Genomic DNA, 21,042 nt, shown 5'->3' with positions numbered 1-21,042 from the left:
ACCCGCGCGGCTCAGCCGTGCAGGCCGTGGACGACTGCGTGGCCGCGGCCGCGGGAGATGAGCAGGCGGTTCACCGGGGTCGTGACGACGAAGGCCAGGGCCAGGGCGCCGGCGAGCGAGCCCCAGAAGAGGCCGGACGAGAGGCCCGCGTCCATCGCTCCGGGGATCGCGAGCACCACCGTGTTGTCGACGACCTCCATCACGGCGATCGAGACGGTGTCGGCCGCCAGCGCGATGCCGACGGCGGCGCGCCACGTCACTCCGGAGCGGAGCACCCCCCGCAGCGTGAGCGCGTAGCCGAACACGAACGCGAGGACGATCGAGAGGGCGACCGTCGCCAGGGCGGGCAGCCCCAGGGCGGAGCCGATCACCATGCCGAGGACCTCGCCGATCGCGCAGCCGGTCAGGCAGTGCAGGGTCGCGAGGGCGGCGGCGCGCCAGGTGGTCGGGTGGTGGTGGGCGTGGTCGGTCATGGTGTCTCCTCCGGTTCGGTCCAGGGGAGTGAAACATACCCCCGGGGGGTATATTCCCGACCCGGCCGTCCGAGTCTCCTGCGGCTCCGCAGGCCCGCGAGCCGTTCGCCCGGGCGCGCTACCCTCGCCCCGTGCTCCTCCGAGCACCGCCCCTCGACATAAGGAGCCCCGATGGCCGCCCCCACCGTCCTCTTCGTCTGCATCCACAACGCCGGCCGCTCGCAGATGGCCGCCGGCTACCTCCGCGCCCTCTCCGGCGGCGCCGTCGAGGTCCGCTCCGGCGGCTCCGAGCCCGGCGACAGCATCAACCCGATCGCGATCGAGGCGATGGCGGAGGAGGGCATCGACATCTCGCAGGCCGTCCCGCAGCTGATGACCACCGAGCAGGTCCAGGCCTCCGACGTCGTGATCACGATGGGCTGCGGCGACGTCTGCCCCGTCTTCCCGGGCAAGCGCTACGAGGACTGGGACCTCGCCGACCCGAAGGGCCGACCGCTCGAGGAGGTCCGCTCGATCCGCGACGACATCAGGGCCCGTGTGCAGGCGCTCGTCGCGGAGCTGCTGCCCGCCTGAGCCGGTCGATCCCGTCCGGCCGCGTCAGCGTTCGGCGGGAGGCGGGAACGTCCGCCCGACCGGAGGCGAGCCCGCCGGGAGCGCCGCGCGCGCCCGGTGCAGGAAGACGGCGGTCATGACGACCCGGGCGCGGGCCGGCGACGAGTCGAGCGGGCCGATCAGCTCCTCGATCCGCGCGAGCCGGTCGTAGAGGGTCTGCCGGCCGATGCCGAGCGCGGCCGCCGTCGCCGTCTTGCTCCCCCACAGCGACGCGAAGGCCTCGAGGGTGGCGAGCAGCTCGCCGCGCTGGGCGCGCAGGGGCCCGAGCACCTCCTCGACGAGGTCGTCCGCCTCCGGATCGTCCTGCAGGGAGCTCGCGAACCGCTCCAGGCGGTACTGGCGCGAGTCGACGACTCCGCCTGCGGGCGCCCACTCGCGCGCGCCGCGCACCTCCGCCAGCTCCCGCGGCACCCGCTCCTGCCCGCCGAGCCCGCTGCCGACGCAGAGCAGAGCGTCCGAGTCGAGGGCGGCGCCGAGGCGCAGCAGCTCCGCGCGGCCCTCCTCCATCGCGGCGGCGGTGGCGAACGGCAGCAGCGCCAGCAGCTCGGAGCCGACCACGCAGAGCACCGGGCCGGGATCCGCTCCTGCGCCCGTCAGGAGGCGGAGCAGAGCGCGGAGCCGCCGGTCGTCGTGACCGGTGTCGGCCCGGACGCCGAGGTAGCGCTCCCGGGAGCCGGCGCCGAGGCGGCCGAGGAAGGCGTCGATCTGGAGGTCGGCCGCCGGGTCCGCGCGCTCGACAGATGCGATCGCGAAGAGCTGGGCGGTCAGCCGCTCGGTGACCGACGGCGGGCGGTGCCGGAGCACGGCGATCGCGAGGACGTCCGGCGCCCGGTCGAGCGCGACGGCGACGGCGTGGAGGTCGGCGTCGGCGTGGGCCCGCAGATGCAGGGTGCCCAGGAGGGAGTCGCCCGCGTGCAGCACGTTCGAGAACGTCCCGGCCGTCGGCTCCGTGTCGACGCCCGGCCCGGGCGAGGCGCGGGCGATCTCGTCGCCCGTGAGCGAGACGAGCGAGGCGGAGGCGCCCGTCGCGGAGGCGACGACCTGCAGGAGCTCGTCGACGCCGGCGTCCCCGGAGGCCGCGTCGGCCAGCAGACCGGACACTCTGTCCGCCAGTCGGATGCTCCGGAACTTCTGCTCGGTGAGATGGGTGTTGATGCTCTCGCAGACCTGCACGAAGGGGACTCGCCGGGGCAGGGCGAGCACGGGGAGGCCGAGCTCGTCGGCCGCCGCGACGATCGGCGGCGGCACCGCGGGCAGGCGCGGCGAGAGCTCGAGAGCGAGGGCGCCGACTCCCGCATCCACCAGAGACCGCACGTACTCGCGGCACTCCGCCGGGTCCTGGTCGGTCGAGAGGAGCGCGCCCTCCATCAGGAGCAGCTCGCCTCCGAGGAGGAGGGGCGCGATGTCGAGCTGCTCGCTCGTGTGGGCCCAGCGGATCACGGCGCGCTCGGCGGCCGCGTGCCCGGCGGCCACCACCGGGAGCATGGCGGCGAGGCGCGGATCCCGCATCGCGTCCGACAGCAGGTAGGCCATACAGAACGTCCTCTCGCGTCACGGCGAATTTACACGCGGACGCGCCGCCCGAAACGGGTCCGCACGAGAGTGGAGCCTCACCGGGCGCCCCGCCCTCCCCTTCATCCCCCTCCCCGAGAGGATCCGCCATGAGCACCGACACCCTGCACGGCACCGCCGACGCCGAGGACGCGCTGAGTCCCCTGCCCGACTCCCGACGCACCGCCCGGCTCGACGGGCAGTTCTGGATCTGGGCCGGCGCCAACATCGCCCCCATCAACTGGGTGCTCGGCGCCCTCGGCGTGAACATGGGCCTCGGCCTGGCGGACACCGTCACCGTCCTCGTGCTCGGCAACGTGGTCGGGATGGCGGTGTTCGGCTTCTTCGTCCTCCTCGGCCAGCGGACGGGGGCGACCGGAATGCTCGTGGGACGGGCGATCTTCGGCCGGCGCGGCAACTACGTCCCGGCCGCGATCCAGGCCGTGGTCGTGATCGGCTGGTGCGCCATCAACACCTGGATCGTCCTCGACCTCGTCATCGCGCTCCTCGGCTCCGTCGGCGTCGTCGACCCGGAGCAGGCGAACGTCGGCTGGAAGATCGCGGTGGCGGCGGTGATCATGGCGGTGCAGGTCGCGATCTCCTTCCTCGGCTACCGCGCGATCGCCGCCTTCGAGCGCTGGACCGTCCCGCCGACCCTCCTGGTGCTGGCGATCATGTCGGTCGTCGCCTGGTTCTTCCTCGACATCGACTGGTCCTACGCCGGCCCCGCGGAGGGCGCGCTCACCGGAGGCGACCGCATCGCGGCCATGTCCATCGTGATGACCGCCATCGGCATCGGCTGGGGCCTCACCTGGCTCGCCTACGCCGGCGACTACTCCCGCTTCGTCGGGCCCCGCTCCTCGAAGCGGGGGCTCTACCTCGCCAGCGTCCTCGGCCAGTTCATCCCGGTGGTCTGGCTCGGCGTCCTCGGCGCGACCCTCGCGACGAAGAACGGATCCGTGGATCCCGGGGAGCTGATCGTCGAGAACTTCGGCGCCCTCGCGATCCCCGTGCTGCTCCTGGTGGTGCACGGTCCGATCGCGACCAACGTCCTGAACATCTACTCGTTCGGCATGGCGACCCAGGCCCTCGACATCCGGCTCGGGCGCCGCGCGCTCAGCCTCATCGTCGGCGTGCTGGCCTTCGCAGCCGCGGTGTTCTTCGTCTTCCAGGACGACCTCGCCACCACGCTCGACGCGTGGCTGGTCGGCCTCGTCGGCTGGGTCGCCCCCTGGGGTGCGATCGTGCTGGTGCACTACACGGTGTTCGAGCCGCGCGTCCGCTCCTTCGGGCACCTGTTCGCCCCGGTCGGCTCGCCGCTGCTGCCGGACGTCCGCTGGCGGGCGCTGCTCTCCTTCGCGATCGGCGCGACCCTGACCTGGCTGTTCATGAACGGCTCGGTGCCCGCCCTGCAGGGTCCGGCCGCGACCGCCCTCGGCGGCGTCGACGTCTCGTGGCTCGCGGGCGGAGTCTCGGCCGGCATCGCCTACCTCCTGCTCGGCCGGGACGCTCCCGCCTGGGTCGAGCGCCGGGAGTCGGCCGCGGCGGTCGCCGCGGAGCCCGAGCCCGTCCGCGGCTGAGCCCGAGCCCCTCCGCGGGCCGGCTCCCTCGCGAGCCGGCCCGCCCCGTTGCACCCCGCACCACGAACGGAACCGCCATGCCCCTCTTCCTCTCCGACGCCGCCGTGATCACCATGGACCCGGTCTCGGGCGCCGTCCCGATCACCGCGAGCATCCGCATCGTCGACGAGCTGATCGTCGCGATCGGCCCGGGCCTCGTCCCCGAGCCGGGCGACGAGGTGATCGACGGGCGCGACCGCCTGGTCGTCCCCGGCTTCGTCAACGCCCACACCCACTCGTGGGAGTACCTCTACAAGGGCCGCTACGACAACCTGCCGCTCGAGCTGTGGATGCTGCTGTCGTACCCGATCCTCGGGAACAGCCGCGTCGCTCCGGATCTGGTGCGGCTGCGCTCGTCGCTCTTCGCCCTCGAATCGCTGAAGGCCGGGGTGACGACCCTGGTCGACGACGTGCTCGAGAACCCGGACCAGGACGCGGAGCAGCTCGCCGCGGTCTTCGACGCGTACGACGAGATCGGAGTCCGCGCCAACATCTCGGGCCACGTGATCAGCAGGCCCTTCCACGAGACGATGCCGTTCCTCGAGGAGTACGTGCCGGCGGAGATCCTCGATCAGGCGCGGTCGGCGTCGCGCCCGACGACGGAGGGCTACCTCGCCTTCAGCCGCGAGGCGTTCGCGACCCAGCACGGGAGGGGAGGCGGGCGGCTGCGCTACATGGTCGCCCCGTCCGCTCCTCAGCGCTGCGGACCCGAGCTGCTCGTGGGGGCGACCGAGCTGGCGCTCGAGCACGGGGCGGAGTGCCACATCCACGTCCTCGAGACGAAGACGCAGCTGGTGACCGGCGAGCTGTCCTACGGCTCGACGCTGGTCGAGTACATGGAGCGGATCGGCGCGCTCTCCCCGAACACGACCTTCGCCCACGGGATCTGGCTCACCGACTCCGACATGGAGCGGATCGCCGCCGCCGGCACGTCCGTCTCGCACAACCCGATCTCGAACCTCAAGCTCGGCTCGGGCATCGCCCCGTGGCGCGCGCTGCACGACGCGGGCGTGAACCTCGGCCTCGGCACCGACGGCTGCTCGAGCAGCGACTCTCCGCGCATGCTCGACGTCGTGAAGGCCGCGGCGCTCCTGCACAAGGTGACGGATCCGGACATCGCCACCTGGCCGACCGTGTCCGAGGTGCTCACGGCCGGCACGATCGGAGGCGCGCGCAGCGCCGTGCTCGACGACGTCACCGGCAGCATCGAGGTCGGCAAGCAGGCCGACCTCGTCGTCTACGACCTCGAGACGCTGAACTTCACCCCGCGCCAGCGGCTCGAGAACCAGCTCGTCTACTCCGAGAACGGCTCGTCGATCGACACCGTGATCGTCGCGGGCCGGATCGTCGTCTCGAAGGGCGTCTCGACCACCGTCGACGAGGCGGCCCTCCGCGCGGATCTCGCCGCGCAGCTGGGGGAGATCGTGGCCTGGCAGGACTCGCTGGACCGCACGAACGGCGTGCTCACCGAGCCGTTCCGGCGGATGTACGAGCGGGCGATGCGCCACGACGCCCCCGTCGACCGCTTCAGCGGCCGCCGGCTGGTCTGAGGGCGGGCCGGCTCCCGGCGGACTCCCGGCTCGGCACCCGGACGGGCGGGGGCGCGGCTCCAGTAGGTTGCGCACATGAGGTGGCGAGCGGGAGCGGTGGCGGTGCTCGTCCTCGCGCTCGCCGGGTGCACCGCGCCGGCCGACCCCGAGCCGACGACCGGGCCCACGACCGCCCCCGTCTCCGGGCCGGTGGTCGGCGGCTACGGCGACCTGCACGTCGCGCCCGACGGGTCGATGATGTTCTGCTACTCCGACCCCGACCCGGGATTCACGGGCGTCTGGCGCGAGTGCCAGGACGGGATCCGCACTGTGGGCGTCGACCCGGCCGCGATCGATGCGACCCTCGGGGAGACGGCGACGGCCGATCCGGGCGGGCACCGCTGGGTCGGCGCGGCGGCCGGGAAGCGCACCACCGAGGACGGCACCGACGTCTACACGGTCTTCCTCGCGGGGACCCGCACGGACGACGCCTTCACCGTGACCGCGGTCGGCGAGGGCTCCTACCGCGTGCCGTCCGAGTACCAGGAGCTGCAGCCGGGAGTGCCGGGCGGGTTCCTGGTGCGGCTCGAGCCGATCGGCTGAGCGGGGGCGCCGGCGCAGGTGGAGGAGCCGGGCCGGGTGCAGCGGCCGGGAGGGGCGGAGCCGGCGGACTCGCGCACCCCCTCCGCCCGACCCTCACAGCGGGCGCGGCCGGTACCGCTCGATCAGCGCGTCGAACAGGCCGTTCATCCGCTCGTCGACCACGCGGCGCGACTCGTCGGCGTCGTACCACTCCACGATCTCGCGGGCGCCGTCGCTGAAGCGCACCGAGGGGGAGTACGCCGGGACGAGGCGGCGGATCTTCGCGTTGTCGAACACCATCGAGTGCGCCTTGTCGCCGATGATCCCGGCACCGAGCTCGGGGTCGGCCGCGGCGATCGCGTCGGAGGCGACGTGCACGAGGCGTGGCTCGACTCCGGCCGCCGCGGCGAGGTCGCGGTGGATCTCGTCCCAGGTCGGCGTCTCGTCGCCGGTGATGTGGAACGCCTCGCCGATCGCGGCGGAGGCGCCGAGAAGACCGACCAGGCCGACAGCGACGTCGTCGGCGTGCGTGAGCGTCCAGAGCGAGGTGCCGTCGCCGAGGACGACCACCTCCTGGCCGCGCCGCATCCGGTCGACGACGGTCCAGCCTCCGTCGACGGGCAGCGCGGTGCGGTCGTAGGTGTGGGAGGGGCGGACGATCGTGACCGGGAAGCCGCTCGCGCGGTACTCGGCCACGAGCAGGTCCTCGCACGCGATCTTGTCGCGGGAGTACTGCCAGTAGGGGTTCCGGAGCGGAGTCGACTCGGTGACCGGGAGGCTGCGCGGCGGCTTCTGGTAGGCCGAGGCCGAGCTGATGAAGACGTACTGGCCCGTGCGGCCGGCGAACAGGTCGATGTCCTGCTGCACGTGCTCGGGCGTGAAGGCGACGAAGTCGATCACGGCGTCGAAGCTCCGGTCGCCGAGAGCGGCGGTGACGGAGTCGCGGTCGCGGCCGTCGGCCTGCACCTCGCGGACGCCCTCGGGCAGCGGGCGGAGCGACGTCCGCCCCCGGTTCAGCACGGTCACGTCGTGGCCGAGCCGCAGCGCCTCGCGGACGCAGGCGGCGCTGATGATGCCCGTCCCGCCGATGAACAGCACGCTGAGCGACATGGATCCTCCTCCGGCGGCGCCCGCGGCGGACGCCTCCCGATCCGATTCCCCCACATCGGGGCGCCGCACGCGAGTCCCTTGACCCGGCTACCGCTCGACGGGACGCCGGTGCTCGTCCTCCGGTTCGGGGGCGAGCAACGCCTCCGGAGCGGCCGCCGCGGTCGGCGCGTCGGGTGCCGTCCGCTGCTCGAGGGAGCGGCCCCAGGCCGTGCCCGCGAGGATCAGCGCGATGCCGAGGAAGCCGACCGGCGCGATCGGGTCGCGGGCGAGCGCGACTCCGACGACCGCGGCCCACACCGGCTCGGTGCCCAGCAGGAGGCTGACGCGGGAGGGGGAGGTGCGGCGGACCGCCCACGTCTGCACGAGGAAGCCGAAGACGGTGCAGACCAGGACGAGGTAGAGGAACAGGCCGGCGCCCACGGAGTCGAGTCCCGCGACGTACTCGGGGATCGGCACGCCGACGACGAGCGACGCGGCGCTGAACACGACGGCGCAGGTGCCGAGCTGCACCGTGGTCAGGCGGAGGGAGTCCATCGGCGCCCGCGCCGAGAGGCGGTGCATCGACGTGACGTGCACGGCCCGCACGACGGCCGCGCCGAGGATCAGCAGGTCGCCGGGGGAGGGCGGGCGGAGGGAGCCGTTGCCCGCGAGCAGCGCGACTCCGACGACCGCGACGAGGCATGCGAGCAGGAAGCGGCCCGGGAGCCGGCGCTTCGAGACGGCGGAGTCGAGGATCGGCGTGATCACGATCGTCAGGCTGATGATGAGGCCCGCGTTGGTGGCGGAGGTGCCGGCGATGCCGTAGGTCTCGAGCGCGAAGATCGTCGCGAGCAGCGCCCCGATGGTCACGCCGACCCGCCACTCCGCCGCGGTGATCCGGTGCCGCCGCGCCGCGACGATCACGGCCAGGCACAGGGCGGCGAGGGTCATCCGCGAGCCGAGCAGCGCCATCACGCTGGAGTCGGTGACGAGCTCCTTCGCCGCGAAGTAGGTCGAGCCCCAGGAGGCGGCGACCACGAGCAGGAGGAGGTCGACCCGGAAGCGGGAGAGGAGAGCGCGCACGGCTCATCGTGGCGGCACGGAGACCCGAAGGACAAGACTGCATCTTCTTCGCCGACGCGTAAGTTGGAACTCATGGAACTCGGACAGCTCAGGGCTCTGCGGGAGCTCGGCGAGCGCGGGAGCATCGCCGCCGTCGCCGCCGCGATGCGGGTGTCCCCCTCCTCCGTCTCGCAGCAGATCAGCGCGCTGCAGCGCCGCACGCCGACGGCGCTGACCTTCCGCGACGGGCGCCGGACCGCGCTGACCCCCGCTGGCCGCGCTCTCGCGGCCGCCGTGGTCGAGGTGGAGGTGGCGCTCGAGCGCGCGGCGCGGGCGGTCGCGGACTTCGAGGGGGAGCCGAGCGGCACCGTCTCGGTCGCCGCGTTCCACAGCGCGGGGCTGGCGATGTTCGGCCCGCTGCTGGAAACGCTGCGCGCACCGGGTCGGCCGGGCGTCGCGCTCGCCGACTTCGACGTGGCGCAGAGCGCCTTCGCCGGGCTGACCGCGGATCACGACCTGGTCGTCGCGCACCGGCTCGCCGGCAGCGCCGAGTGGCCCGGGACCGTGCGCTCCACGCCCCTCCTCTTCGAGCCGCTCGACCTCGCGCTGCGGCGCGACCATCCGCTCGCCGCGAAGGACGTCGTCCGTCCCGCCGACCTCCGCGACGAGGAGTGGGTCGCGGTGCACGAGGGCTTCCCCCTGGAGCGGGCGATCGACGCCATCGCGGTCCTCGCGGGCGGCGACGCGCGCATCCCGCACCGGATCAACGACTTCCTGGTCGCGGCGGCGGTCGTGTCGGCGGGCGACGGCGTGGCGCTGCTGCCGCGGTACACGACCGACCTGCGGCGCACGCCGGAGGTGGTGCTGCGGCCGCTCGGGATCCCGGGGCTCGGCCGCCACATCGACTGCCTCGCCCGGCCCGAGACGCTGGAGCGCTCGGCCGTGCGGGCCGTGCTCGAGCAGCTGACCGGGATCGCCGCGGGGCTCGCCGCCGCGCCGTAGCATCGTGCCGTGCACCGCCTGATCGAGACCACGGCCGGAGACCCGGCAGCCACGGACCTCTTCGCCCTGCAGGAGGCCGACCTCCTCGCCCGCTACGGCGGCGACGACACCGGTCCGCGCCCTCCCGCCGACGCTCCGACCCTGCTGCTCGAGGTCGACGGCGGGCTCGTCGGCTGCGTGGCGCTCGCGGTCGAGGACGGGATCGGCGAGATCAAGCGGATGTTCGTGGTGAGCGCCGCGCGGGGCCGCGGGCTCAGCCGCGTGCTGCTCGCCGGCGTCGAGCGGCTGGCGGCCCGCGAGGGCGTGGAGCTGCTCCGACTGGTCACCGGCACGGAGCAGCCGGAAGCGATGGCGCTCTACGCGAGCGCCGGCTACGACCCGATCGCGGGCTACGGCTACTGGGGCGACGAGCCGAGCGCGCGCTGCTACGCGAAGCGGCTCGACCGCGAGGCGCTGCTCGCCGACGCGGGCTGACGCCGGGCTGGCGCTGGGCTGATGCCGGGCTGATGCCGGGCTGGCCGTTCGGCCGTCGGGGCGTGACGCCGGGCTGACGCCGGGCTGCCCGTTCGGCCGTCGCGGGCCGGCGCCGGACTGACGTCGGGTTCTGCGCTCGGCCGTCGCGGGCTCTCCGGGCCGCTCGGTCCGGGGTGCTCGCGAGTCGGGCCGCCCGCTCGGAGGGTCCGTATCGGCGAGTCCGACGGGGCATCTGCGACGTCGTGCACGACTGGTCGGCGGTGCGGAGAAGCTGCTGAGGATGAGGCGCGGGAGGCGCGGCGCGCCGCCTCAGGGCACGTTCGCGCCAGAGCGGCCTCGAGCGGCGTGCCCCGTCGCGGAGCAGGCGACTCTGTCGGAGCGGCACGGGCATCCTCCCGCGCCTCTCACCCGACTCTGCCCCCGATACCCAGGGGTGCACGATGACAGAAGGACTCCGATGCAGAACGAAGACACCAGCACGCCGACCGGCGCCCCCGATCGTCTGACCCAGCGCCGAACCGTGGTGAAGGGCGCCGCATGGGCGATTCCTGTTGTGGCCGCCTCGATCGCCGCTCCGATGGCGTCGGCCTCGACCGCCCCCCAGTGCGCCCTGCAGGACGCGCAGCGCATCGACGCCACCTCGACCACCGCGCTCGCGGCCCGGACGATCCCCGTGCCCGCGGGAACCCAGTGGGTCCGCTTCACGGCGGTCGGCGGAGACGGCGGCGGCGTCCGCACCGGGTCGGACGTCACCAGCGCCGGTGCGCGGGTGACGGGCACCATCCCCGTCGACGCGCTCGGCGGAGCGTCCGAGATCGTCATCACCGCGGGCTCGGGCGGCAGCAACCAGGCCGGCGGCCGCGGGCTCGGCAACGGCGGGGCTCCGGGCACTCCGGGCTACATCGGCTCCGGAGGAGGGGGCGGGGCCAGCGGGATCACCGCCGCGGGCTCCCTGCTCGTCATCGCGGGCGGCGGCGGCGGTAGCGCAGCCGGCTTCACCTCGAACGACTTCACCCGGTCCGCCCGCGTCGGGCCGAACGCGGGGTCCGGCGGTCCCGTCGGCGGCTCCGGCTACGAGAGCGCCGTCTCGCGCGCGGACAGCAGCACCGGCTCCACCGAGCAGGCCCGGAGCACTGGCGGAAGCCAGACCGGGCCGGGGCAGCCCGGTGTGACGACGGTCAACGTGACCGAGACGGTTCTCGGCAGCCCGGGCTCCGGGCGCGACGGCGGTGCCGGCGCAGCCAGGACGAACGCGAGCCGCCAGGTGACCTACGCGTCCGGTGGTGGCGGCGGCGGCTACTTCGGCGGTGCCGGCGGCGGCACCTCCCTGTGGGTGCGCGGTGGCGGCTCCTACGCGGCCAACGCGTCGACGGGCGCAGGAGGCAGCAGCTTCGCCGCGTCCGGCGTGACCGTCGAGAACTCCGACGTCGACACCCGTTCGCAGACGATGGGCTACGTGGAGGTCGCCTTCTTCGTCTGCGAGTAGCGCCTGCCCGAAGGCCAGGTGAGCCTCCGTGGTCGCCCGCTCCGGCGTGCGACCACGGAGGCTCGTCGTCGTCACCGTCCGCTCCACGTCGTCCCCGTCCTCCTGATGTCCCATCACCATATCAGTATGGGACGGGAGGCGCCAGCCCTCACTCCTCCTGCGGCTCCGCGCCGTCGTGCTGCAGGCGCACCAGGACGCGGCGGAGGTGCATCGCCGCGAGGACGCCGGGCCCGAGGGTCCGGGAGGTCGCGGCGGTCCGCTCGTCGACGACCTGCACGAGGTGCCGGATCGCGCGGGCCGCGCCCCCGATCGCCCGGTGCGCGGCGGGGGAGCCGGCGTCGTCGCGGTCGATCGCGTCGGCGACCGCCCGGCAGGCCTCGCTCAGCGGCGGGCCGAGCGCCGGATCGAACGGGAGCGCGCCCGGCCGCTCCCAGATGGTGTCCGCGAGGGCGCCGCTCAGATCCCGGACGTGGAAGAGGATCGCGTCGAGCGTCTCGAGGCGGAGGTGGTCGGGCCGGGAGTCGCGCCGGTGCAGCAGTGCGCGCGGGTTGCCCTTGCGGCTCTCGTCCGCGTCCGCGAGGGCCGCGCGGACCTCCTCCGCCGTCCGGGCCAGCTCCTCGCCGTTGCGCGCCCACGCCTCGTGCTCGGGCGGCCACGTCTCCTCGAGCGCGGCGGCCAGCTGGCGCAGGTGCTCCGCGAGCTCGCGCTGGAACGCGTCGACCCGGGCGGACGCCGCCTCGACGGTGAGCCCGGGGGCGACGACCCCGTTCACCAGCAGCCCCACCACCACGCCCACCGCCATCTGCACGAGGTAGCCGAGGGAGTAGTCCTCGGCGTCGGCCCCGCCGATGATCAGCACGAAGAGGGCCGCCATCGGCACGTACTCGCGGCCCGCGCCGAACCACCCCGTCCCCGAGAGGACCACGCCGATCCCGACGACGAGCGGGATCGTCCACCAGGTCGGGCCGACGGTGACCACCACGAGGGCGGCGAGCCCGATCCCCGCCGCCAGGCCGAGCAGGGTCTGCAGTCCGGTGCGGACCGAGCCCATCAGTGTCGGGTACATGCTCACGAGGGCGCCGAGCGGCGCATAGTACGGGTACTGCTCCGCGACTCCGGGAGCGAGCGGCGCGACGGCCCAGGCGATGCCGACCGCCAGCGCCGTCTTGAGAGCGAGCATCAGGCGCGAGCCGGTGACCGCCTCCCGCCAGGCGAGGGCGGCGCGGGACGTCCGGGTGCGGGGCATCCCGGCACCCTAGGCGAGGGGCGTGGGCCGTCTCTCCCCTCTTGACAGCGGCGGCGGAGGTGCGGAGTGGCGGCAGAGGAGGGCCGAGGACGGCGGCTCGGGACGGCAGTGCTGGTCACAACTCAGGACGAACGTCCGATCCGGCCCTCCTGATCCGCGCCGTTCCGCGGGGCACCGCGGATCCTTCCTCCGTTGCGAACGCGACCGCGGGGACCGCAGGCGCCGTGAGCCGATGCCACCCCTCTGACGGGGGCCGTTGAGTTTGCGCAACCGCCCTGTTACCGTGAACAAACCGTGCGGCCGGTGGCGTCGGAGACCTCGAGGTGGAGGTCGCGCCGGATCCTGCGAGGCACGGCCAGTTCTTCTCCGAGGTCCACCGGGCCTCTCTCCGCGGCGCCCTCCGGCGCGTCTCCGGAGCCCCTCCGCCCCCGGGGGCGCGCCGCTCACGGTGCGCCTCCGGGCCCCACGCCGCCCTGACGATGGAGTCACGATGACGACCGCACCGACGCCCGCCGACGCCGAGCGCCCCCGATCCGCAGGGCTCCGGCGCCGCCTCACGGCCGGGCTGCTGATCCTGCTCGCCGCGGTGGTGGCACTGCCCTTCACCGCCGCCTCCCCGGCCGTCGCCCTCGGCGAGCCGACCTTCACCAACCCGATCGCTCCGGACACCGCCGACCCCACGATCGAGTTCCACGACGGCAACTACTACATGGTCGCGACGACGTGGGACAACCGTGTCGTGATGCGGAAGGCGCCCACCCTCGCGGCACTCGGCACCACCGCCCCGACCACCGTCTACACCGACACGAACCCCGGCCGGAACGCCAACATGTGGGCGCCCGAGCTGCAGCGGCTCCAGGGCCCGAACGGCTGGCGCTGGTACCTCATGTACACGATGGGGACCGTGGCGAACTTCGACGGCCAGCACCTGCAGGTGATCGAGAGCGCCGGGGACGACCCGATGGGCCCGTACACCTACAAGGGCCGCCCCGTGCCGACCGACCGGTGGAACATCGACGGCGCGTACCTGGAGCTGAACGGCGAGCTGTTCATGACCTGGTCCGAGTTCCAGCCCGGGAACGGCCTCCAGAGCAACTACATCGCCCGGATGTCGGACCCGTGGACCGCGACCAGCACCGGCACCGTCCTCTCGGAGCCGGTCGAGCCGTGGGAGACCATCGGCATGCCTGTCAACGAGGGTCCGATCCCGCTGCAGAGGGACGGCCGCACCTGGATCGTCTACTCGGCGAGCTTCTGCGGCACCGAGGACTACCAGCTGGGCACCCTCGAGTACGACGGCACCGGCGACCCGGTGCTCGCCTCCTCCTGGACCAAGAGCGACGGACCCGTCTTCTCGAAGGCGAACGGCGAGTACGGCACCGGCCACAACGACTTCTTCGACTCGCCCGACGGCACCGAGACCTGGAACCTGTACCACGCGAACCCCGGCCCGAACGACGGCTGCAGCCGCCAGCGCTCGGCCCGCGCGCACATCGTGGAGTGGACCGCGACCGGCGAGCCCGACTTCGGCGCTCCGCTCGGCACCGCGGCCCGCATCCCCGTCCCCAGCGGCGAGAACGCCCCGATCACCGCTCGCGTCGAGGGCGCCCCGTGGCAGCTCGTCAGCCGCAGCACCGGCCTCTGCGCCACCGTCTCCTCCGCGCAGAGCGGCGACGGCGCAGGCGTCGTGCAGGGCTCCTGCTCGACCCCGCGCGCGAACTGGATGCTCGACGCCACCGGCGAGGGCACCCTCCGCGTGATGAACGCCTCGAGCGGCAAGGCGCTCGGACCGGTCGGCTGCGCCACCGGAACCGCCGGGCTCCAGCAGTCCGCATGGCTCACCACGAGCTGCCAGCAGTGGACGGTCGCCCCGGCCACCGGCGGCTACTCGACCCTGACGAACCGCACCAGCGGCAAGCTGCTGGAGGCGTCCGGCCCGACCGTCCGCCAGGCGGCCGCCACCTCCGCCGCGGCTCAGGAGTGGGTGCTGCGCCCCGCCGGACCCGTCGCCGTCACGTCCTTCGTCACCGGCAAGTCCTTCGACCTGCCGAACTGCTCCACGGCCGACGGCGCCCTGCTCCAGCAGCAGGACTGGCTCGGCTCGCCCTGCCAGCGCGTCACCTTCGGCTCCGCCGCCGACGGCGCGCTCGAGATGCACCCCGTCTCGGCCGCCGCCAAGTGCCTCGCGGTCACCGGGGGCTCCACCGCCGACGGCGCGACCGTCACCCAGGGCGCGTGCGGCGTCACGGGCAGCAGCTGGCGCCTCCGCCCGGGCAACGACGGCACCGTCGAGCTGCGGGCCGCGCACAGCGGCAAGGCGCTCGACCTGTCGAACTGCTCCGCGCAGAACGGCACCAGGATCGGTCAGTGGAGCGTCCTGAACAACGACTGCCAGCGCTTCCGCGTCTCGCTCGGCGCCCCGGCGTCGACGGTGCCGCTGCAGCCGGTGGCGACCTCGGCCGCGCGTTGCGTCGCCGGCAAGGTCGTCGTCACCACGGTCGTGAGGAACGCGGACGACCTGCCCGTCGACGTCACGATCGGCACCGGCACCGCGGCGAAGCGGGTCACCGCGCTCGCCGGCGGAGTGAGCACGTCGACCGCCGTGACGACCCGCCAGGCGAGCGTCCCGGTCGGATCCACGACGGTCGCCGTCGCGGGCACCGACGATGCCGGCCGCACCGCGACCGTCACCGCGAGCCACCCGGCGCTCACCTGCGGCTGATCCTCCTGCCGGTCGAGCAGCCGGCGCAGCCGCCCCCACCATGCCGGTCGAGCAGCAGTGCAGCGGCGTATCGAGACCCCCGCGCTCCGCACACAGGTCCCGACACGTCCCTGACGGCGCTGCTCGACCCGGCACCCCGAGACCCTCCCCCCGAACCGCACCACTCCACTGAAGGAGCACCATGCCCCCCACCACCACACCCGCGCGGCGAGCGCCGCTGCGCGCAGCGCTCGCCGCGCTCGGCCTCGGAGCAGTGCTGCTCTCGGGCCTCGTCGCCCCGGCTCCGGCCGCGCAGGCGGCCGATGCCGTGATCCCGCAGCAGGGCCTCCTCGCCGACTACCGGTTCACGCAGACCACCGGCAGCGCTGTCCCGAACACCGTGAGCGGAGGCGTGGGAGCCGCCACCGTCCGCAACGCGACCGACGCGCTCTGGACCGGCACGTCGCTCCGCCTCACCGGCGGCCCCAAGAGCAGCACCACCGCCCCCTGGGTGCAGCTGCCCGCGAACCTGCTGACCGGTCGCTCGTCGGCCACCGTCACGATCGAGACCCGCGCCGACGCGTCGATGCTCTCGAACTTCCACTTCCTGTGGAACATCGGCAGCGACAGCACGAACCAGTACTGGTTCGCGTCCGTCCGCGACCGCGTGCGCACCGCGATCACGACCAGCGGAGGGAACGGCGAGAACAACGCCCGCAGCGCCTCCGCCCTGACCGCCGACCGCTGGTACAGCCTCACCTCGGTGATCGACGGCAGCGCCGGCACGATCTCGTTCTTCGTCGACGGCGTCCAGGTCGCCTCAGCGCCCACCGCTCTGCGCCCCTCGTCGGTGGCGGACCAGTCGCTGAACACGATCGGCCGAGCACCGTACCCCGACCCGTTCTACACGGGCGAGGTCTCGGCGTTCCGCGTCTACGACCGCGCGCTCACCGGGGCGGAGGTGGTGGCCGTGTCGAGCGTCGACGCGAAGCCTCACGCCTCCACGTTCTCCCCGATCGCCGCCGCCGTGCTGGCCGGGGTCGCCCCGCTCACCGTCGACGACTCGACCACCAACCTGCCCGACTACGGGGGAGCGGTGACCTGGTCCTCCAGCGACCCGACCCTGCGCGTCTCGGCCGACGGCCGCACCCTCAGCGCCGACCGCCCCGCCGTGGGCCAGGCCGCGCGCACCTCGTCGCTCACCGCGACGGCGTCGATCCGCGGAATCGTGCAGACCCGCTCGATCGCCGTGACGGTCGAGCCGCAGGTCGGCGTCGACACCCCCTACGGCTACATGATGGTCCACTTCGTCGAGGACTCCCAGGGCTACGCCGAGAAGATCTACCTCGACGTCTCCCGCGGCGACGACCCGGAGAAGTGGGACCCGCTCAACGGCGCGAAGCCGATCCTGGCCTCCGACCTCGGCACCACCGGTGTCCGCGACCCGTACCTGACCTACAACCCCGACACGAAGAAGTACTACATCATCGCCACGGACCTCCGCGTCTTCGGCGGCGACCGGGGCCCCAGCACCTGCGACACCTGGTGCTACTGGACCACCAAGGGCAGCACGAAGATGAACGTCTGGGAGTCGAGCGACCTCGTGTCGTGGAGCGACGTCCGGCAGTTCGACGTGGCGCTCGACGCCGCGGGGACGAAGAAGCTCGAGGCCGGCATGATGTGGGCTCCCGAGGCCACGTGGGTGCCGGACTACGCGGGACCCGGCAAGGGCGCGTTCGTCGTCTACTGGTCCTCGACGGTCTACCCGACCGCGGCGCACACGCCGGGCACCGGATCCTCCCGCGTGCTCTGGGGAGCGACCACGGACTTCACGCAGGCCACCTACTCGTACGGCGGCACCTTCATCGACACCGGGGCCGACACGATCGACACCACGCTGATCCAGGACTCCGGCACGACCTACCGGATCTCGAAGGACAACGGCACCGGCAAGGGCATCTACATGGAGTCGACCACCTCGGCGACCTGGTGGCTGCCGACGACCTCGTGGACGCAGATCCAGTCGCGCATCGGCGCGGTGTGGTCCGGCGGCAACCCCGGTGGGGTCGAGGGCCCCGCGGTGTTCAAGGACCACGGCGAGGACACCTGGTACCTGTACGTCGACGTGATCCCCGCGACCGGCTACAAGCCGATGGTGACGAACGACCTCGACACGGGCTGGACCCAGCTCACCGACCCGGGCTTCTCGCTCGCCTCGTCGACCAAGCACGGCGGCATCGTCTCGCTGACCGCGGGGCAGTACGCCGAGGTCCGCTCGGCCGACGCCGCCTCCGCGGTCCGCTCGGACCTCGGCGAGGTGACGGTCGCCTCCGGCGCCGACGCCGCGGCGGCTCTGCCCGCCCGCGCCGACGTCGTGCTCGCCTACAACCGGGGCACCGCCTCGCAGCCGGTCACCTGGAACACCTCTGCGGTGGCGACGGCGCCCGGCCGCTACTCCGTCACCGGAGTCGTCCGCACGATCGGTGCGAACGACAACCAGTGGGTGGGCGCGAACGGATCGACGGCCTACAACGCCGCCGACCGTCGGCTCTCGAGCTCCACGGCCGTCACGGTCACCGCGACCGTGGTGGTGACGGCACCGACCTCGACGCTCACCGCGTCCACCCGCTGCGTCGCGGGCAGGGTCGTCCTCACCGGAGTGGTGAAGAACACGAGCACGACGCCCCTCTCGGTCGTCATCCGCTCGTCGTTCGGCGCCTCGCAGACGCTGACCGTCGCCCCCGGCGCCAGCGCCTCGGCCGCCTTCACCACCCGTCAGGCCTCGGTCCCGGCCGCCTCGCTCACCGCGGGCGCCCTGACCGCGGCCTACCCGGCGCGCACCTGCTGACGCACGCGCGCCGCTGACGCCGAGACGGCCCGCCCCCGCCGAGACACCGCCCCACTGCGGTGCCTCGGCCGGGAGCGGGCCGTCTCGGCGTCGAGCGCCTCGGAGCTCCGCGGCGGCCGCCCCACATCCCGGCACGGCAGGCTGTACGGATGAGCGCGCCTGGAACCACCGACCCCCTCGACCACGTCCGCGTGCGCGGCGCCCGCGAGAACAACCTCCGGAGCATCGACGTCGACGTGCCGCGCGACGCCCTCGTCGCCTTCACGGGGGTCTCCGGATCGGGCAAGAGCTCGCTCGCCTTCGGCACGCTCTACGCGGAGGCGCAGCGCCGCTACTTCGAGTCGGTCGCCCCCTACGCGCGGCGGCTGATCGACCAGGTCGGCGTGCCGGACGTCGACTCGATCGAGGGCCTGCCGCCGGCCGTCGCCCTCCCGCAGCGGCGCTCCGGCGGCTCGGCCCGCTCCACGGTCGGCAGTGCGACGACGCTCTCGAGCGTGGTGCGGATGGTGTTCTCGCGCATCGGCGCCTACCCCGAGGGCGCGCCGATGCTGCTCGCGGAGGACTTCTCGGCCAACACCGTGCAGGGCGCGTGCCCCAGCTGCCACGGCATCGGCCGGGTCTACGACGTCCCCGACGAGCTGATGGTGCCGGACGACTCGCTCTCGATCCGCGACGGGGCGCTCGCCGCCTGGCCGACCGCCTGGCACGGCAAGCAGCTGCGCGACAGCCTGATCTCGCTCGGCCACGACATCGACGCTCCGTGGCGCGATCTGCCCGCGGAGGACCGCGACTGGATCCTGCACACGCCCGACTCGCCGCAGGTCCCCGTGTGGACCGACCGCTCGCCCGCGGAGGTGCGCGCGGCCGTGGCCGCCGGGGACGAGCCGCGCTACATGAGCACGTTCCTCGGGGTGCGCCGCTACGTGCTCGACACCTTCGCCGGCTCGAAGAGCGCCCGGATGCGCGAGCGCGCGGCCTCGTTCGTCGTCAGCGTCGCCTGCCCGGTGTGCGGCGGCCGGAGGCTGAAGCCCGACGCGCTCGCCGTCACCTTCGAGGGGCTCGACATCACCGAGCTGTCGGCGCTCCCGCTCGAGGAGCTGGTCGTCGTCGCGCGGCGCGTGCTGGAGCCCGGCTGGACCCCGGCCGACGGCGCTCCGCAGACCCGCCTGGCCGCGCAGCGGCTGGTCGAGGACCTCGTCGCCCGCCTCGCGCCGATCGTCGACCTGGGCCTCGGCCACCTCTCGCTCGACCGCTCCACGCCGACGCTCTCCTCGGGGGAGCTCCAGCGGATGCGCCTCGCGACGCAGGTGCTCTCGCGCCTCTTCGGCGTCGTCTTCGTGCTCGACGAGCCGTCCACGGGCCTGCACCCCGCCGACACGGAGGCGCTGCTCGGCATCCTGCGGACCCTGCGGGCGACCGGCAACACCGTCTTCTTCGTCGAGCACTCCCTCGACGTCATCCGCGAGGCCGACTGGATCGTCGACATCGGCCCGGGCGCGGGGTCGGGGGGCGGCACCGTCGTCTACTCCGGCCCGCTCGACGGCCTGCCGGGCGCCCGCGACTCCGTCACCCGCCGCTACCTCTTCCCCGAGGGCGACCCGGCGCCGCTGCGCTCCCGCCGCACCGCGGAGCAGTGGATCGAGCTCGCCGGCGTCTCGCGGCACACCCTCGACGACCTCTCCGTCGCGTTCCCGGTCGGGGTTCTCACCGCGGTCACCGGCGTCTCCGGATCGGGCAAGTCGACGCTCGTGAACCAGGCGCTGCCCGATCTGCTGCGCGCCTCGCTCCGCGCCGACGTCGCCGAGGACGCGCCGGCCGAGGAGGGCGGGGAGGCGGACCCGCTGCTCGACGCGGCTGCGGCGGCGACCCGCGGCACCGCCTCCGGGCCCGCGGACCGCCTGCGCCGGGTGGTGCAGGTGACCCAGACCCCGATCGGCCGGACCTCGCGCTCGAACGTCGCGACCTACACGGGCCTGTTCGACCGGGTGCGGACGCTCTTCGCGGCCACACCGGAGGCGAAGCGCCGCCGCTTCTCGGCGAGCCGCTTCTCCTTCAACCTGCCCAGCGGGCGCTGCCCCGTCTGCAAGGGCGAGGGCTCCGTGGAGGTGGAGCTGCTGTTCCTCCCGACCGTCGAGGCGCCCTGCACGGCGTGCGGCGGCACCCGGTACAACGACGAGACGCTCGAGGTCACCCTGGGCGGCCGGACGATCGCCGACGTCCTCGCGCTGAGCGTCGCCGATGCGCGCGAGGCCTTCGCCGAGGACCGCGAGGTCGCCCGCCACCTCGACGCGCTGGTGGACGTGGGGCTCGGCTACGTCTCGCTCGGCCAGCCGGCGCCCGAGCTGTCCGGGGGAGAGGCGCAGCGGGTGAAGCTCGCCTCGGAGCTGCGTCGCGCCCAGCGCGGGGACACGCTCTACCTGCTCGACGAGCCGACCTCGGGCCTGCACCCCGCCGACGCCGACCGCCTGCTCGAGCACCTGCAGCACCTGGTCGACGCGGGCAACACGGTGATCGTCGTCGAGCACGACATGCGCGTCGTCGCCGACGCGGACTGGATCGTGGACCTCGGCCCGGGGGCGGGCCGGGCCGGCGGCTCGGTGGTCGCGACGGGCACTCCGGAGGAGGTCGCCGAGGCCGCGGGCAGCCGCACCGCTCCGTACCTCCGGGCGGCTCTGGACCGGCGCCGCTGAGCGCCGGAGGACCCTGTCAGACCTCTCACCGAAACCTCACCGAAAACTATTGTTAACGGTAACATTCGAGGCGGCCCG

At 73.7% G+C, this 21,042-nt stretch carries 15 protein-coding genes; 10 read left to right on the top strand and 5 right to left on the bottom strand.

Annotated elements, in window-relative coordinates; genetic code table 11:
- Positions 1 to 11: 11 nt before the first annotated feature.
- A complete protein-coding gene (locus tag C5C49_RS07100) occupies positions 12 to 473 on the bottom strand; it encodes a DUF4396 domain-containing protein (RefSeq protein WP_104234357.1) in 462 nt (153 codons plus the stop codon).
- Between the two features lie 171 nt (positions 474 to 644).
- Between C5C49_RS07100 and C5C49_RS07095 the strand changes: the two genes are divergently transcribed.
- Positions 645 to 1,046, top strand: a complete 402-nt coding sequence (locus C5C49_RS07095; protein WP_104222419.1) for an arsenate reductase ArsC — start codon at positions 645 to 647, stop codon at positions 1,044 to 1,046.
- Between the two features lie 24 nt (positions 1,047 to 1,070).
- Here the strand turns inward: C5C49_RS07095 and C5C49_RS07090 are convergent, their stop codons facing one another.
- Positions 1,071 to 2,618 carry a PucR family transcriptional regulator gene (locus tag C5C49_RS07090; RefSeq protein ID WP_104273778.1) on the bottom strand — a complete coding sequence of 516 codons (1,548 nt, stop codon included), beginning with the start codon at positions 2,616 to 2,618 and terminating at the stop codon, positions 1,071 to 1,073.
- A gap of 128 nt (positions 2,619 to 2,746) precedes the next feature.
- Here C5C49_RS07090 and C5C49_RS07085 point away from each other — a divergent pair, with 128 nt between their 5' ends.
- The 3 genes from C5C49_RS07085 (at position 2,747) to C5C49_RS07075 (ending at position 6,387) form a co-directional block, all read left to right on the top strand.
- On the top strand, positions 2,747 to 4,216 hold the full coding sequence (locus C5C49_RS07085; protein ID WP_104345777.1) for a cytosine permease: 1,470 nt from the start codon (positions 2,747 to 2,749) through the stop codon (positions 4,214 to 4,216).
- A gap of 77 nt (positions 4,217 to 4,293) precedes the next feature.
- A complete protein-coding gene (locus C5C49_RS07080; protein ID WP_104234486.1) occupies positions 4,294 to 5,805 on the top strand; it encodes an amidohydrolase family protein in 1,512 nt (503 codons plus the stop codon).
- A 75-nt stretch (positions 5,806 to 5,880) separates the two neighbouring features.
- Entirely contained in the window at positions 5,881 to 6,387 is a 507-nt protein-coding gene (locus C5C49_RS07075) for a hypothetical protein (protein ID WP_146084862.1), read from the top strand.
- Between the two features lie 93 nt (positions 6,388 to 6,480).
- Here C5C49_RS07075 and C5C49_RS07070 read toward each other — a convergent pair whose 3' ends face one another.
- Both C5C49_RS07070 and C5C49_RS07065 read right to left on the bottom strand, forming a co-directional pair.
- A complete protein-coding gene (locus C5C49_RS07070; protein ID WP_104345775.1) occupies positions 6,481 to 7,476 on the bottom strand; it encodes an SDR family oxidoreductase in 996 nt (331 codons plus the stop codon).
- Positions 7,477 to 7,563: 87 nt separating this feature from the next.
- Positions 7,564 to 8,538 carry a DMT family transporter gene (locus C5C49_RS07065; RefSeq protein ID WP_219814577.1) on the bottom strand — a complete coding sequence of 325 codons (975 nt, stop codon included), beginning with the start codon at positions 8,536 to 8,538 and terminating at the stop codon, positions 7,564 to 7,566.
- 72 nt (positions 8,539 to 8,610) lie between these two features.
- On the opposite strand from C5C49_RS07065, the gene C5C49_RS07060 reads away from it, so the two are divergent.
- From C5C49_RS07060 to C5C49_RS07050, 3 genes are all read left to right on the top strand, one after another.
- Positions 8,611 to 9,519, top strand: coding sequence for a LysR family transcriptional regulator (locus tag C5C49_RS07060; RefSeq protein WP_104345774.1), 909 nt, complete (start codon positions 8,611 to 8,613; stop codon positions 9,517 to 9,519).
- 9 nt (positions 9,520 to 9,528) lie between these two features.
- Positions 9,529 to 9,993 carry a GNAT family N-acetyltransferase gene (locus C5C49_RS07055; protein ID WP_104226986.1) on the top strand — a complete coding sequence of 155 codons (465 nt, stop codon included), beginning with the start codon at positions 9,529 to 9,531 and terminating at the stop codon, positions 9,991 to 9,993.
- A 457-nt stretch (positions 9,994 to 10,450) separates the two neighbouring features.
- A complete protein-coding gene (locus tag C5C49_RS07050) occupies positions 10,451 to 11,479 on the top strand; it encodes a hypothetical protein (RefSeq protein ID WP_146076912.1) in 1,029 nt (342 codons plus the stop codon).
- Between the two features lie 148 nt (positions 11,480 to 11,627).
- Here C5C49_RS07050 and C5C49_RS07045 read toward each other — a convergent pair whose 3' ends face one another.
- A complete protein-coding gene (locus C5C49_RS07045; protein ID WP_104345773.1) occupies positions 11,628 to 12,725 on the bottom strand; it encodes an aromatic acid exporter family protein in 1,098 nt (365 codons plus the stop codon).
- Between the two features lie 490 nt (positions 12,726 to 13,215).
- Here C5C49_RS07045 and C5C49_RS07040 point away from each other — a divergent pair, with 490 nt between their 5' ends.
- The 3 genes from C5C49_RS07040 (at position 13,216) to C5C49_RS07030 (ending at position 20,964) form a co-directional block, all read left to right on the top strand.
- Positions 13,216 to 15,447, top strand: a complete 2,232-nt coding sequence (locus tag C5C49_RS07040; RefSeq protein ID WP_104345772.1) for a family 43 glycosylhydrolase — start codon at positions 13,216 to 13,218, stop codon at positions 15,445 to 15,447.
- Between the two features lie 181 nt (positions 15,448 to 15,628).
- The gene (locus tag C5C49_RS07035) at positions 15,629 to 18,274 is read left to right on the top strand and encodes a LamG-like jellyroll fold domain-containing protein (RefSeq protein ID WP_104345771.1); all 2,646 of its coding nucleotides are present in this window, start codon (positions 15,629 to 15,631) and stop codon (positions 18,272 to 18,274) included.
- Between the two features lie 149 nt (positions 18,275 to 18,423).
- Positions 18,424 to 20,964 (top strand): excinuclease ABC subunit UvrA, encoded by a 2,541-nt coding sequence (locus tag C5C49_RS07030; RefSeq protein WP_104345770.1) that lies wholly within the window; start codon positions 18,424 to 18,426, stop codon positions 20,962 to 20,964.
- Positions 20,965 to 21,042: the final 78 nt, after the last annotated feature.

It is taken from the genome of Rathayibacter sp. AY1E2 (assembly GCF_002932325.1).
In the GTDB taxonomy this organism is placed as follows: Bacteria; Actinomycetota; Actinomycetes; order Actinomycetales; family Microbacteriaceae; genus Rathayibacter.
The sequence above is the reverse complement of the archived record's forward strand: the minus strand, read 5'-3'. Positions and strand labels throughout refer to the sequence as shown.